General features: G+C 57.4%; 13 protein-coding genes. 8 read left to right on the top strand and 5 right to left on the bottom strand.

Annotated elements, in window-relative coordinates; all coding sequences use genetic code 11:
* Positions 1 to 91: 91 nt before the first annotated feature.
* A complete protein-coding gene (locus tag C4S59_RS00955) occupies positions 92 to 547 on the top strand; it encodes an Lrp/AsnC family transcriptional regulator (RefSeq protein ID WP_103908608.1) in 456 nt (151 codons plus the stop codon).
* Here C4S59_RS00955 and C4S59_RS00950 read toward each other — a convergent pair.
* On the bottom strand, positions 544 to 1,716 hold the full coding sequence (locus C4S59_RS00950; protein WP_103908607.1) for a cytochrome P450: 1,173 nt from the start codon (positions 1,714 to 1,716) through the stop codon (positions 544 to 546). The genes C4S59_RS00955 and C4S59_RS00950 overlap by 4 nt on opposite strands.
* 59 nt (positions 1,717 to 1,775) lie before the next feature.
* Between C4S59_RS00950 and C4S59_RS00945 the strand changes: the two genes are divergently transcribed.
* The 5 genes from C4S59_RS00945 (at position 1,776) to C4S59_RS00925 (ending at position 8,190) form a co-directional block, all read left to right on the top strand.
* Positions 1,776 to 3,542 carry a sensor histidine kinase gene (locus tag C4S59_RS00945; RefSeq protein WP_103908606.1) on the top strand — a complete coding sequence of 589 codons (1,767 nt, stop codon included), beginning with the start codon at positions 1,776 to 1,778 and terminating at the stop codon, positions 3,540 to 3,542.
* Positions 3,539 to 4,765, top strand: coding sequence for a sigma-54-dependent transcriptional regulator (locus C4S59_RS00940; RefSeq protein ID WP_103908605.1), 1,227 nt, complete (start codon positions 3,539 to 3,541; stop codon positions 4,763 to 4,765). Before C4S59_RS00945 ends, C4S59_RS00940 begins: the two co-directional genes overlap by 4 nt.
* 272 nt (positions 4,766 to 5,037) lie before the next feature.
* Entirely contained in the window at positions 5,038 to 6,042 is a 1,005-nt protein-coding gene (locus tag C4S59_RS00935) for a DctP family TRAP transporter solute-binding subunit (protein WP_200813144.1), read from the top strand.
* 77 nt (positions 6,043 to 6,119) lie between these two features.
* Positions 6,120 to 6,809, top strand: coding sequence for a TRAP transporter small permease (locus C4S59_RS00930; RefSeq protein ID WP_103908604.1), 690 nt, complete (start codon positions 6,120 to 6,122; stop codon positions 6,807 to 6,809).
* A 4-nt stretch (positions 6,810 to 6,813) separates the two neighbouring features.
* Positions 6,814 to 8,190 carry a TRAP transporter large permease gene (locus C4S59_RS00925; RefSeq protein ID WP_103908603.1) on the top strand — a complete coding sequence of 459 codons (1,377 nt, stop codon included), beginning with the start codon at positions 6,814 to 6,816 and terminating at the stop codon, positions 8,188 to 8,190.
* A 106-nt stretch (positions 8,191 to 8,296) separates the two neighbouring features.
* Here the strand turns inward: C4S59_RS00925 and tpiA are convergent, their stop codons facing one another.
* Positions 8,297 to 9,034 (bottom strand): triose-phosphate isomerase, encoded by a 738-nt coding sequence (gene tpiA / locus C4S59_RS00920; RefSeq protein WP_103908602.1) that lies wholly within the window; start codon positions 9,032 to 9,034, stop codon positions 8,297 to 8,299.
* Between the two features lie 120 nt (positions 9,035 to 9,154).
* Here tpiA and C4S59_RS00915 point away from each other — a divergent pair, with 120 nt between their 5' ends.
* Positions 9,155 to 10,057 carry an isopenicillin N synthase family dioxygenase gene (locus C4S59_RS00915; RefSeq protein ID WP_103908601.1) on the top strand — a complete coding sequence of 301 codons (903 nt, stop codon included), beginning with the start codon at positions 9,155 to 9,157 and terminating at the stop codon, positions 10,055 to 10,057.
* A gap of 4 nt (positions 10,058 to 10,061) precedes the next feature.
* On the opposite strand, the gene C4S59_RS00910 is transcribed toward C4S59_RS00915, so the two are convergent.
* From C4S59_RS00910 to C4S59_RS00900, 3 genes are all read right to left on the bottom strand, one after another.
* Positions 10,062 to 10,445, bottom strand: a complete 384-nt coding sequence (locus C4S59_RS00910; RefSeq protein WP_103908600.1) for a HesB/IscA family protein — start codon at positions 10,443 to 10,445, stop codon at positions 10,062 to 10,064.
* Positions 10,446 to 10,570: 125 nt separating this feature from the next.
* A complete protein-coding gene (locus C4S59_RS00905; protein WP_268810614.1) occupies positions 10,571 to 11,257 on the bottom strand; it encodes a DUF3307 domain-containing protein in 687 nt (228 codons plus the stop codon).
* 203 nt (positions 11,258 to 11,460) lie between these two features.
* Positions 11,461 to 11,823, bottom strand: a complete 363-nt coding sequence (locus C4S59_RS00900; RefSeq protein ID WP_103908598.1) for an SUF system Fe-S cluster assembly protein — start codon at positions 11,821 to 11,823, stop codon at positions 11,461 to 11,463.
* A 150-nt stretch (positions 11,824 to 11,973) separates the two neighbouring features.
* Here C4S59_RS00900 and tgt point away from each other — a divergent pair, with 150 nt between their 5' ends.
* Positions 11,974 to 13,101 (top strand): tRNA guanosine(34) transglycosylase Tgt, encoded by a 1,128-nt coding sequence (gene tgt, locus C4S59_RS00895; RefSeq protein WP_103908597.1) that lies wholly within the window; start codon positions 11,974 to 11,976, stop codon positions 13,099 to 13,101.

Below are 13,101 nucleotides of genomic sequence, written 5' to 3'. Positions count from 1 at the left end.
CCTAGATGCTTGCGGAAACAAGGATGTTTGTTCTAGTTTGGCGGGGCTGGGTGGGTCAGCGTCTTCGTTTTGCGCAAAGGACGAAACAAACATGCGGATTGACAGCACGGATCGCAAAATTCTGGACCAGCTTCAGCGGGATGCCAGCCTGTCCTTGGACGAAATCGCCAAGGCTGTTGGGTCGTCGAAAACACCCGTTTGGAACCGAATCCGCAAAATGCGTGATGCGGGGATCATCGGGGCCCAGACTGTACGGCTGGATGCAGAAGCGCTTGGATTTGAAGCGTGTTTTTTTGTTCTGATCCGCACCTCTGAGCACGAGGCCGAATGGCAAAAGGCATTTCTGAAAGCGCTGAAGGAACGCCCCGAAGTGCAAGAGGCCCACAGGTTGGCGGGCGACATCGACTACATCCTGAAAGTGCGGGTCAAAAACGCGCGCGCCTACGATGCCTTCTATCAGGCGCTGATTTCCGAGGTGAAGGTCCACAATGTGACCGCGCTTTTGTCGATGGAAGAGATCAAGTCGACCACAGCACTGCCGCTTTAGGCAGTGACCAGCAGCCGTTCCAGCCCGTGAAAATGATAGCTGTTGGCGTAATGCGGTTTGTGGCTTAGCGCGATGTTCGGCAGCCGTTCAAACAGGATCGGTAGGGCGATCTGCAATTCCAGCCGTGCCAGTGGCGCGCCCACGCAGAAATGCAAACCTGCGCCAAAGCTGGTGTGTCGCGTGGCGGGACGGTTGATGTCAAACCGGTCGGGATCGTCGCAGAAGTCGGGGTCGCGGTTTGCGGATCCCAACAGCAGCCCGACCTCATCTCCGCGTTCAAAGTCATGATCGAACAGGGTGATAGGTTCGTAGGCGTAGCGCGAAAACATGTGCAGCGGCGGATCGTAGCGCAGGATTTCTTCTGCTGCGGTGACGGCATTGGCGTTGGTCACCGTTTCACCATGGCCCAGCAGCGCGGCCAATCCGTTGCCGATGGTGTGAACCGTCGCTTCGTGCCCCGCATTCAACAACAAAATGACGGTCGAGATCAGCTCATCCGTGCTCAGGCGCTCTCCGTCTTCTTCGGCGGCGATCAAGTGTGTGATCAGGTCATCGGCGGGCGTCGTGCGGCGTTTGTTGATGTAACCGGTTAGGAAATCGGTGAATTCGCGCGCGGCGGCGTTGGCCTTGTCTTCAACCAGCCGCGTACGCCCTGCCTGATACATGGCGACCATTGCATGGGACCAGCGCAACAGGTCGTCCGCCATACTGTCCGGCACCCCGAGGAGCCGCGCGATGATAATGACAGGCAGCTTTTCAGCGAAGGTTGGCAGAATATCAAAGGGCGGTTCGGGCAAATCATCGATCAACTGATGTACCAAGGCGTGGATTTCCGGCGCCAGCGCTGCGATCCGGCGTGACGTAAAGGCCCGCAGGACAAGCCCGCGCAAACGCGTGTGGCGGGGTGGTTCCAGTTCCAGCATCGAATGCGCATCGACGCGGGCAAAATCGCGGATGTGATCGGCAGGCTCTTCGGCCATCTCGGGGGGCACTTCCCGACCGAACCGTCTGTCGCGCAGGATCGCGTCGACAGCCGCATAGCTGGTTGCGCAAATCATCCCGTAGTCGGCCCACGCCACCAGATCCCCCGCAGCACGCATCCTTGCGTAGGTCGGATAGGGGTTTTGGACAAAAGACGGATCGGTCGGGCGCTGTTGGAACGTCTGCATACACAATCCGTAGACGGTTCGCTCTGGCGCAGGCAAGGGCGCTGTTGATAGTGTGAGGCATGGGAAGTTTCTTTCGGACACAAAAAACGCCGCTGGCGGTTTTTCTGATGGTCGTGATGGCCATCGTCGGCAGCGTGTGGGCGAACGGCTATAAGCAGGCGCTTGATCCCGTGGCGGCACGGGGTCGGTCCGATTTGCTACTGGCTGCGGATCGTCTGGTGATCCAGCTTCAGCGCTACCGCGAATTTGCGGTTCTGATGGCTGACCATCCCGATATGTACGGGGCTGACACAGAAGAAGGCCGTGCGCGCGCAGAAGAGGTGTTGCTGCGTGCCTCTGATAAAACCGGCACGCTGGCTGCGGCCTTGCTGGCTCCGGACGGGACATTGCTGGCTTCGATCGGCGAGGCTGTTCCGCCAAATGTTCTCACTTCCTCTTTTGTGAAACGTGCGGCCAACGGGGCGCTGGGATCGGGCCGTGGCGTGCTTGGGGATCGCGTTGCCAAGCGCGTGTTCTATTTCGCCGCGCCGCAGTTCGGAGATGCGAATGTGGTGGGCATCATCCTTGTGGCTGTCAGTCTTGATACGTTGGAGCAGGACTGGCGGGGCAACCTGCCCAGTGTGTTCTTTACCGACGAAGATGGGCGCATCATTGCGACCAACCGGTCCGAGCTTCTGTTCTGGCGAAAGGACGGCGCGCGGCAGATGGTGTCACCGAACGGGCGTACCTACGAGGCGATCACAGTTCAGTTCGGAAGCCACACGATCTGGCAGCAGGATTGGAGCCCCTATGTCCCCGAGACGGCTGTCTATATCACCGAAGCGCTTCCTGTTGTCGGCCTAACGGGGGCGGCGCTGATTGATGTGTCTCCCGCCCGCCGTATTGCCAGCCTTCAAGCCGCGTTTGTCGGGGCGGTCAGCCTGTTCTTCGGCGCTTTGCTGTTTCTGGCGTTGGAACGGCGCCGTGCGCTGGCCGAGGCCAACCTTGTGTTGGAAGACCGCGTGTCGAAACGAACCGAGGCGTTGTTGCAGTTGAACAAGGAATTGCGCCGCGAGGTCACTGAACGGCAAGAAGCCGAGGCCGCTTTGAAAAAGGCGCAGGACGAGCTTGTTCAGGCAGGCAAGCTTTCGGCGCTGGGCAAGATGTCAGCAGGGATCAGCCACGAATTGAACCAGCCGTTGATGGCCATCCGGTCCTTTGCAGAAAACGGATCGGCCTTTCTGGACCGTGATAAACCCGACCGTGCAGCCGAAAACCTGAGCCGGATTTCTGATCTGGCAAGACGTATGGGCCGCATCATTCAGAACCTCCGCGCGTTTTCGCGGCAGGAAAGTATTCCTTCGGGCAAGATCGATGTTGTCGGGGTTCTTCAGACGGCTTTTGAGCTGACAGAAGCCCGTCTTCACGCGGCGGATGTCGAGCTGATCTGCGATATTCCCAAGAGTCCGGTCTGGGCCCGTGCAGGTGAGGTGCGACTGGCACAGGTTTTTGTAAATCTGATCACCAATGCCGCCGATGCTATGGTTGATAGCCCCGAGCGGAAGCTGTACGTGGCCGTCGACGACGGGCCGGAGCTGTCTGTGAGCGTGCGCGATACGGGACCGGGCATCGAAGAACCCGAACGGCTTTTCGACCCGTTCTACACCACGAAAAAGGTGGGTAGCGCCGAGGGCATGGGGCTTGGTCTGTCGATCAGCTATGGCCTTGTGCAGAGTTTCGGCGGCACCATTCGGGGTGCGAACGCAGAGGGCGGCGGCGCTGTTTTTACCGTGGTCCTTGAACGCTGGGTCGACGGAATAACGACGGAAGAAGGACAGGCGGCATGACGAACCGTGTGCTGGTGATCGATGATGATGCTGCTGTTCGCGATGCGATTGGGCAAACGCTTGAGCTGAACGATCTTGAGCCGCTGGTCGCAGGGTCGTTTGTCGAGGTGAAAGAAAAGATCGCGCCGGACTTCGACGGCATCATCCTGTCGGATATTCGCATGCCCGGTCGAGACGGATTTCATGTTCTGGACTATGCAAAGAAGGCCGATGCAGATCTGCCAGTGATCTTACTGACCGGCGAAGGCGATATTCCGATGGCCGTGCGGGCCATGTCGAACGGGGCGTTTGATTTTATTGAAAAGCCCTGCGCGCCGGCCGATCTGGTGGCTGTGATCCAGCGTGCGCTGAAGACGCGGCAATTGGTGCTGGAAAACAGACGCTTGAAGGCCGAGCTTGAAGCCGGTGACCCGGCGTCGCGTCTGATCTTTGGTCGGTCTGCACAGGCCGAAGCGCTGCGTAACGCGGTGCGGGCGGCGGCCAAAACCAAGGCGTCAATTCTGGTCACAGGGGCGCCGGGATCGGGTCTGTCCAAGGTGGCCGAGGTCATTCACCTGAGTTCGCCACGTGCAAAGCTGAACTTTGAAAAACGCTCATCCCGCGGGCTGAGCCGGAGCGATATTCAAAAGCTATGGTCAGACGCAGGGGACGGCACCGTTTTTCTGGATGAAATCGGCGCGCTACCTGCGGATACGCAGATCGCGCTGGTCGATCTGATCGAACAGGGCGGTCCGACGCTGATCGGTGGGACGGACGTTCCACTGGATGATGCGGACAACGACGGGCCGCTGACGCCGGATCTGTACTATCGTTTGCAGGTCTGCACCTTGCGTATTCCGTCGCTGGCAGAACGCCCCGAAGATATTCCGGTGCTCTTCCGGCAATACGTTGCACAAGCAAGCGAGCAGGCGGGGCTGACGCCGCCTGCGATCACCGAAGACCATATCGCGGTCTTGATGGCGCGGGAATGGCCGGGCAACGCGCGCGCTGTTATGTCCGAAGCAATGCGCTTTGCGCTTGGGCTTGTGGATGCGGCCACACAGACAGAAGGCATGGGTCTGGCCGAGCGTATGGCGCAGGTCGAAAGATCGCTGCTGATCGAAACGCTGACGCGGGAAAAAGGGCAGGCCAGCCGCGCTGCAGAAGCGCTGAAGCTCCCGCGCAAGACGTTTTATGACAAGCTGTCCAAGTACAACCTTAAGCCGGAAGACTTTCGCGCCTAATGCTGCTGTGCAGCAGATTCGAAGTCACAAAATAGTGTGCGGTTTTCCGCACTGTGGGCGCTAACCGTTGTGTGGAAATCCGCACATGAGAAAATCGGGCAGATGCCAACACGCGGATAACCGCCTGTTTTTACGTCCTATCTTAAGATTTCAGAAAGTTCGCGCTCATCCCTTGCACCGTTTGGCCTCGGGTTGTCTGTTCCTCTCAACGCCTGAGCAAGGTCCATCTTGCTGAAGGTGTTTGGCTTCAAAGCTGTCTTTGGGAGGACAATATGAAGAAATTGATGATGACCGTAGCAACCGCTGCGGTAATGGCATCCGGTGCGACAACTGCATTTGCTGCCTGTGACGAAGGCGAAATGGTAATCAAGTTCAGCCACGTCACCAACACAGACCGCCACCCCAAGGGTATCGCGGCGTCCCTGCTGCAAGAGCGTGTCAACGAAGAGATGAACGGCACTGCCTGCATGGAAGTGTTCCCGAACTCGACACTCTACAACGATGACCAGGTTCTGGAAGCAATGCTTCAGGGCGACGTACAGCTGGCGGCACCTTCGCTGTCCAAGTTTGAACAGTTCACCAAGCAATTCCGCATCTTCGACCTGCCGTTCATGTTCAAGAACATCGACGCTGTAGACGAGTTCCAGAACTCGGAAACAGGTCAGGCGATGAAAGAATCCATGACACGCCGCGGCCTGCTGGGTCTGGCGTTCTGGCACAACGGCATGAAGCAGATGTCGGCGAACAAAGCGCTGAACCTGCCGTCCGATGCAAACGGCCTGAAATTCCGTGTTCAGAACTCGGAAGTTCTGAAAGCACAGATGGCAGCGATGGGCGCATCCCCGCAGCCGATGGCGTTCTCGGAAGTATACGGCGCGCTGCAGACAGGCGTTGTGGACGGTCAGGAAAACACATGGTCCAACATCTACGGCCAGAAGTTCTTTGAAGTTCAGGACGGTACAACAGAAACCAACCACGGCATCATCGACTATCTCGTCGTTACATCGACAGAATGGTTCGACAGCCTTGATCCGGCGGTTCGTGACCAGCTGAGCACAATCATCGCCGAGGTGACAGCCACACGGAACGCTGAGTCCACAAACGTGAACGAAGCAGCCAAGCAGGCGATCATCGAAGCCGGTGGTGTTGTTCGCCAACTGGACGCAGACCAGCGTCAGGCATGGGTCGAAACCATGAAGCCGGTCTGGGATCAGTTCCGTGAAGATGTAGGTCAGGAAAACATCGACGCCGCTCAGGCGATCAACGAAAAACACTAATCTGACTTAGAAATTGTCCCGGCGCTGAAGGTCAGTGTCGGGGCTATTTGTATCCGACATTCAAAAAGGGGATAGCGATGTCCAGCGGAAGCACGGCCAACGGTGCCGTACATCGTTTTGTCAATGAGCTGGAGGAAAGCGTCATCGCGATCATCCTCGGGCTTATGACGCTGATCACGTTCGTAAACGTGGTTCTGCGGTACGGATTCAATACCGGCCTGATCTGGGGCCTAGAAGCAACATCACTTCTGTTTGCATGGCTTGTCCTGTTCGGTGTCAGCTATTGCGTGAAAGTTACAGCACACCTTGGTGTTGACGCGGTCGTTAACATTCTGCCCACAGGGACACGTCGTGTGGTTACGCTTTTTGCAGGCGCTGTGTGTCTGGCCTATGCGTTCCTGCTGTTCAAAGGCGCGTGGGACTATTGGGCGAACTTCGCGAACCTGCCGCAAACAACCGGCCGCTGGTTCCCGACAGGGTTCGAGGAAATGAAGCGCACGTCCTACCGCGCATGGTACGAGACGATCGACATTCCGATCCCCGATTTCCTGCGCTGGATCGAGCCTTTGATGAACGAAGGTGAATCCTACGAAAAGCTCCCGCGCTTTATCCCCTATGCGATGCTGCCCTTTGGCGCTGGTTTGCTGCTGTTCCGCTTTGCTCAGGCCTTTGTTCGCCTGTGGAAGGGTACACAGTCCGGTCTGATCGTCAGCCACGAAGCCGAAGACGCGGTCGAAGACGTCGCGCACATGAACCGCGAGGGTTAATACAATGGAAGTCGTCATTCTTTTCGCCCTCATCATTGGGCTGATGCTGCTTGGTGTGCCGATTGCGGTATCACTTGGCTTCGCCTCGACAGTTTTCCTTCTGGTGCTGTCTGACACGTCGCTTGCCTCTATCGCCCAAAGCTTCTTCCAGGCGATGGCAGGTCACTACACACTGCTGGCGATCCCGTTCTTCATTCTGGCGTCGTCGTTCATGTCGACGGGTGGCGTGGCACGCCGCATCATCCGCTTCTCAATCGCGCTGGTGGGTCACTTGCCGGGTGGTCTGGCGATTGCGGGCGTGTTTGCCTGTATGCTGTTCGCGGCCCTGTCCGGTTCGTCCCCTGCAACGGTTGTTGCCATCGGTTCCATCGTGATCGCAGGTATGCGTCAGGTGGGTTACTCCAAGGACTTCGCTGCTGGCGTCATTGCCAACGCAGGTACGCTGGGCATCTTGATCCCGCCGTCCATCGTTATGGTTGTGTATGCATCGGCCACCGACGTATCCGTGGGCCGTATGTTCCTTGCGGGTGTGATCCCGGGCCTGATGGCTGGTTTCATGCTGATGACCACAATCTATGTGATCGCCCGTGTTCGCAACTTGCCGAAAGGCGAATGGCAGGGCTGGGGCGAGGTGTTTTCCTCGGCGCGCGAAGCATCTTGGGGCCTGTTCCTGATCGTGATCATTCTGGGCGGTATCTATGGTGGTATCTTCACCCCGACCGAGGCCGCAGCCGTGGCCGCCGTCTACGCCTTCATCATCGCGAACTTCATCTATTCCGACATGGGACCGCTTTCCCGTCCGGAAGGTGAGGCGAACTTATCCCTGATCCGCAAACCCATCGCTCTGATCACAGCCTTCTTCCACAAAGACACGAAGGATACATTGTTCGAGGCTGGCAAGCTGACCATCACCTTGATGTTCATCATCGCTAACGCGCTGATCCTGAAGCACGTGCTGACCGACGAACAGATCCCGCAGCACATTGCTGGCGCGATGCTGTCTGCTGGCTTCGGTGCGGTGATGTTCCTTGTGATCGTCAACGTGATCCTGCTGATCGGTGGCCAGTTCATGGAACCCTCGGGCCTGATCGTCATCGTGGCGCCTCTGGTCTTCCCGATTGCGATCGAACTGGGCATCGACCCGATCCATCTGGGCATCATCATGGTGGTCAACATGGAAATCGGCATGATCACACCGCCGGTTGGTCTGAACCTCTTCGTGACATCGGGCGTCGCTGGCATGCCGATGATGCGGGTGGTGCGTGCAGCTCTGCCGTTCCTTGCGGTGCTGTTCGTGTTCCTGATCATGGTGACCTACATCCCGTTCCTGTCCACATGGCTACCGACCATGCTGATGGGACCCGAGATCATCACCAAATAAACCAAAAGCGGCGCCTCAATCGGGCGCCGCTTTCATTTTGACCTGATGTATTTTCTGTCCCCAAGAACCTTGGGGGAATTGGCCGAAGGCCAAGGGGGCAAAGCCCCTATGCGGCGTTCAGGGCTTCGATGATGCCGGAAAAATCAGCGGCCTTCAGGCTCGCGCCCCCAACCAGCGCACCATCCACATCAGCCACGGCAAAAATTTCCGCCGCATTCGACGGCTTCACGCTACCACCATACAACACGCGCATCTTCGCACCTTCGTCGCCAAAGCGATCCGTCAGTGTTTTGCGGATAAAGGCGTGAACCTCGGCAATCTCATCCAGCGACGGCACCTTGCCCGTACCGATGGCCCAGATGGGTTCGTAGGCAATCACCAGATTGGCCCCTGTGGCACCATCCGGCACCGATGCGGCCATTTGCGCGGCCATCCGGTCCAGAGTTGCGCCGCTTTCGCGTTCTTCAAGGCTTTCGCCGATGCACAGGATCACGGACAAACCTGCGGCCCAACCGGCTTGGGTTTTCGCATTCACGTCGGCATCGCTTTCACTGTGGTCTTCGCGACGTTCCGAATGGCCGGTGATGACATAAGCCGCGCCTGCGTCTTTCAGCATCTCGGCCGAGATATCGCCAGTGTGCGCGCCGGACGTTTTGGCATGACAATCCTGACCCCCAATCGCCACGTCACCGGCAATGGCAACAGCGGCGGCGACCAGAGTCGCGGGTGGGCAAATAGCAACTTCGGACGGCCCTTGGGTATGATCAGACAGCGCCGAGATTTCCGCCAGCGAGGCCTGTACGCCGTTCATTTTCCAGTTGCCTGCTGCCAGTTTGATCCGCATGTCGTATCCCTTACCTGAAATCTTGGTCGCATCTTCCCTGTTAGCGCCTAAACGTCAAGCCGACTTGCGGCTGGAAACCCGTTGGGCAATATCGGAGGGATCACAGATCGGAGCACTGGCATGATCCCCGAATTCGACTTTGCCGATATTGAAAAGGGTACACCTGAAACCCTCTCGGAGCTTTCCAAAGCCGCGCGCGAGGTCGGGTTTCTTACGATCAGCAATACCCCCATCACGCCAGCGCGGATGGGTCTTGTCCTTGCGATGTATCGCGCGTTCTTTGAACTGCCCGAGGATCAGAAACAGCGTGTGAATATGGCTGTTACAGGGGCCAATCGCGGTTGGGGCGCGCCCAAGTCCGAACAGGTCGATCCAAACGCCAACCCCGATTACAAAGAAGTTTACGATTCAGGTTTTGCGTTGCCCGAGGGGGCAGAATTTTCCGACCTTGCCGTCTATGCGCCGAACCGCTGGCCGGATTTGCCTGAAGGATTTGAAACTGTCATTTCTGCCTACTATCGCGATGCGATGGCCGTCGCTCGCGTATTGCTGCGCGGACTGGCGAATGCGCTGGGGCAGGATGACGGGTACTTCGATCAACACTTCGACCGGCCAATGGCGCTGCTGCGGGGCAACTACTATCCCGAGCGGCCTGATTGGGCAGGCGAGAAGGATTTCGGCATCGCTGCACATACCGACTATGGCTGTTTGACCTTGTTGGGCACAGACGGTGTCGCGGGGCTTGAGGTGCTGTCCGGCGATGACACTTGGGTGCCGGTGTCGGCCAAGCCGGGCACGTTTGTGATCAACTTTGGCGAGATGCTTGAGTTCTGGACGGAAGGGCAGGTGAAGGCCACGCTTCACCGCGTCAAAGGCACTTCTGAGACTCGAATTTCCGTGCCGTTGTTCTTTAATCCGAACTACGAGACCAACGTGGCCCCCAAGGGATCAGACCCGATCATCGCGGGAGAACATCTGGGTAAGCGCTTTGCAGAAACCTATCTGCACATGAAGGCCGGCTAGGGCGTTATTCGCCCGCTGCGCGTTCAGCCTCAAGTTCTTCGATGTCCTTGAACTTGATCGACTCGCCGCATCCGCAGGCGTCGGCGACGTTCGGGTTGCGGAACTTGAAGCCTGATTCCAGCAGCGACGTTTCGTAGTCGATCTCGGTGCCGAACAGGAACATCTGCGCCATCGGCGCGATCAGAACGCGGGCACCATCCTGTTCAACGACTTCATCGTTGGGGTCGGCTTCGTCCACGTAATCCATGGTGTATTCCATGCCTGCGCAGCCACCCTTTTTCACACCGATGCGCAAACCATGACGGTTTTCACGGTCCATCAGCTTGCTGATTTGCTGAACGGCTGCGGGTGTAATGGTCACGGGGGTTTTGCCCGGAATGCTGAACATGGAATGCTCTCCTGTCACTTGCCACTGAATTTAGGGCTGCAAGCGCCGTGACACAAGGGGTGCAAAACTTTGGACAGGTTCATTTTTCCGAGAGGTTCCGTATGTGCGCAGTTCCTGAGCGGAAGCTATAAATTGTTTCGGAAATAAAGGGTTACCAGAGTCGCGCCAATCCCCCAACTAAAGGAAACCAGCGATCCGCGGACAAAATTGGTGATCTTGCCGGTGGTCGCGTCGCGTAGCCTGTTGTTGTTTGCTGTAAGCTTGATGATCAGTAGGACAGGGGCCGCAATCAGCCATCCCTCCAGCCCCAGAACCAAGATCGCAAGGCGTTCTGTGATCCCGACAAGCTGACCGGACCTGTGCGGGCGATGCGGTTTGTTCAACGCAAGATCGACTCCGTAATAGCCTGCGAATGTGGTCAGGAAAATGCCGCAGGTGGCGGCAACCCAAGGCCAGATGAAATCGGGTAGCTGGCCCCAAATCCCTGTTTCAAAGGCCAACGGGAAAGTCGACGCAACAAATAAAATCGAAAGCAGGTGGGCAATTTGATCGACCGTGTACGACCCGAAACCGCCCCGCACCAGGTGAATCTTGGCAAGATCGATCAGCAAGTGAAGCACGGAAACTATCAGCACTACCAAAAGCGATCCACCCAGCGTGGCAAGGCTGCAAAGCGCGACTATTCCGATATGGGTGCCGATGACCTTTGCGTCTTTTTTATAGGCGACCATTGCGTCGGTCTGGAAAACATAATCAGCCAACAAGTGGCCCAAATATAAGGCAAGAGCCGTTTGCAAAGCGGCGTCGCTCATCATGAGACCTCAAAATTTCTTTGGACGCCGATCTATGGATCGTTCGCCAAACTAATAAAAATAATCGTTTTTTTCAAAAGTGCTGACACAATCTGTGTCCGTCCGTGTGTTTTCGCACATTCGCACGGTTTTTTAAAGTTTCGGGACACAAAAAAGGCCGGACGCGATGCCGGCCAATTCAGAAATCGTGGTTTTTGCGGGTCTTACATGAAGCCCAGTTCAAGGCGTGCTTCGTCAGACATCATGTCCATGCCCCACGGCGGCTCCCACGTCAGATCGACATCCACCTGTTTGACACCTGCCAGCGGTTCAACCGCGTCCGCGATCCAACCCGGCATATCACCGGCAACAGGACAGCCCGGGGCAGTCAGGGTCATGATGATCTTCACGGCGTTTTCCGCGTCGATATCAATCGTATAGATCAGGCCCAGATCATAAATGTTGACCGGGATTTCGGGGTCGTAAACGGTACGGCACGCTTCGACCACCTGATCATACAGGGGGTGATCGGTGCTTGAGGGCGCGATCAGGGGGGCACCTTCCAGCTGCGGGTTTGCGTCGGACATCGACTGATCCTTCCAGAGTTCCTGACCGTTCATATAGGGAATAGGCAAACGGGGGTAAAGAGCGGGTATCGAAATCGCTGCATTGCGAAAGCGCAATCGACCGTTTGCGTGCTCTTGGCATTTTTTTGTGCATAGGTCATGAGAGAACCCATGACACAGTTTTCCTTTGCCCTTCACGCCACCGATGGCCGCGCCCGCACCGGAGAGATTTCGACGCCCCGTGGCGAAATCCGCACACCGGCATTTATGCCTGTTGGAACAGCCGCGACCGTCAAGGCGATGATGCCCGAAAGCGTCCGCGCGACCGGTGCCGATATTTTGCTGGGCAATACCTACCACCTGATGCTGCGTCCTACGGCGGAACGCATTGACCGGCTGGGTGGCTTGCACAAGTTCATGAACTGGGATCGGCCCATCCTGACAGACTCGGGTGGCTTTCAGGTGATGTCCTTGGCCGATCTGCGGAAGATGACCGAAAAGGGTGTGACCTTCAAAAGCCACATCGACGGGTCAAAGCACGAATTGACGCCGGAACGGTCGATGGAAATCCAGCGGTTGCTGGGCTCTGACATTGTGATGTGTTTCGATGAATGCCCTGCGCTTCCCGCATCAAAGGACCGCATCGCTGAATCGATGCGCCTGTCGATGCGCTGGGCGCAGCGGTCCCGGGATGCCTTTGGCGATCGACCGGGGCATGCGTTGTTCGGCATCCAGCAGGGTGGTTTGGAACAGGACCTGCGCGAAGAAAGCGCCAAGGCGCTGCAGGACATCGGCTTTGATGGCTACGCCATTGGCGGTCTCGCGGTGGGCGAGGGGCAAGAGGCCATGTTCAGCTGTCTGGACTACGCGCCTGATATGCTGCCAGTGGACAAGCCGCGTTACCTGATGGGCGTGGGCAAGCCGGACGATATCGTTGGCGCGGTCAAGCGCGGCATTGATATGATGGATTGCGTTTTGCCGTCCCGTTCCGGTCGCACCGGGCAGGCGTGGACGCGTCGCGGGCAGGTCAACATCAAGAACGCCCGCCATCAGGATGATCCGCGCCCGTTGGATGAACAGTGCACATGCCCTGCGTGCAGCAACTATTCGCGCGCTTATTTGCATCACGTGTTCCGCGCGCAAGAGATGATTTCGGGGATGCTTCTGACGTGGCACAACCTGCACTATTTCCAAGAGCTTATGCAGGGAATGCGCGACGCGATTGCAGCGGGTCGCTTTGCAGAGTTCGAAGCAGAATTCCACGCCCAGCGCGCCGAAGGTGATATCGAGCGGCTTTGA

Origin of the sequence: Thalassococcus halodurans (assembly GCF_900108225.1) — a bacterium.
In the GTDB taxonomy this organism is placed as follows: domain Bacteria; phylum Pseudomonadota; class Alphaproteobacteria; order Rhodobacterales; family Rhodobacteraceae; genus Thalassococcus; species Thalassococcus halodurans.
This window is presented reverse-complemented; position numbering and strand designations above follow the sequence as displayed.

Bases quoted from the DNA above. Each gene is read 5' to 3' on its own strand.
- C4S59_RS00910 (WP_103908600.1), bottom strand. From the start codon at position 10,445: ATGTTCAGCATTCCGGGCAAAACCCCCGTGACCATTACACCCGCAGCC.
- tpiA (WP_103908602.1), bottom strand. From the start codon at position 9,034: ATGCGGATCAAACTGGCAGCAGGCAACTGGAAAATGAACGGCGTACAG.
- tgt (WP_103908597.1), top strand. From the start codon at position 11,974: ATGACACAGTTTTCCTTTGCCCTTCACGCCACCGATGGCCGCGCCCGC.
- C4S59_RS00900 (WP_103908598.1), bottom strand. From the start codon at position 11,823: ATGTCCGACGCAAACCCGCAGCTGGAAGGTGCCCCCCTGATCGCGCCC.
- C4S59_RS00925 (WP_103908603.1), top strand. From the start codon at position 6,814: ATGGAAGTCGTCATTCTTTTCGCCCTCATCATTGGGCTGATGCTGCTT.
- C4S59_RS00945 (WP_103908606.1), top strand. From the start codon at position 1,776: ATGGGAAGTTTCTTTCGGACACAAAAAACGCCGCTGGCGGTTTTTCTG.
- C4S59_RS00930 (WP_103908604.1), top strand. From the start codon at position 6,120: ATGTCCAGCGGAAGCACGGCCAACGGTGCCGTACATCGTTTTGTCAAT.
- C4S59_RS00915 (WP_103908601.1), top strand. From the start codon at position 9,155: ATGATCCCCGAATTCGACTTTGCCGATATTGAAAAGGGTACACCTGAA.
- C4S59_RS00950 (WP_103908607.1), bottom strand. From the start codon at position 1,716: ATGCAGACGTTCCAACAGCGCCCGACCGATCCGTCTTTTGTCCAAAAC.
- C4S59_RS00905 (WP_268810614.1), bottom strand. From the start codon at position 11,257: ATGAGCGACGCCGCTTTGCAAACGGCTCTTGCCTTATATTTGGGCCAC.
- C4S59_RS00955 (WP_103908608.1), top strand. From the start codon at position 92: ATGCGGATTGACAGCACGGATCGCAAAATTCTGGACCAGCTTCAGCGG.
- C4S59_RS00935 (WP_200813144.1), top strand. From the start codon at position 5,038: ATGAAGAAATTGATGATGACCGTAGCAACCGCTGCGGTAATGGCATCC.
- C4S59_RS00940 (WP_103908605.1), top strand. From the start codon at position 3,539: ATGACGAACCGTGTGCTGGTGATCGATGATGATGCTGCTGTTCGCGAT.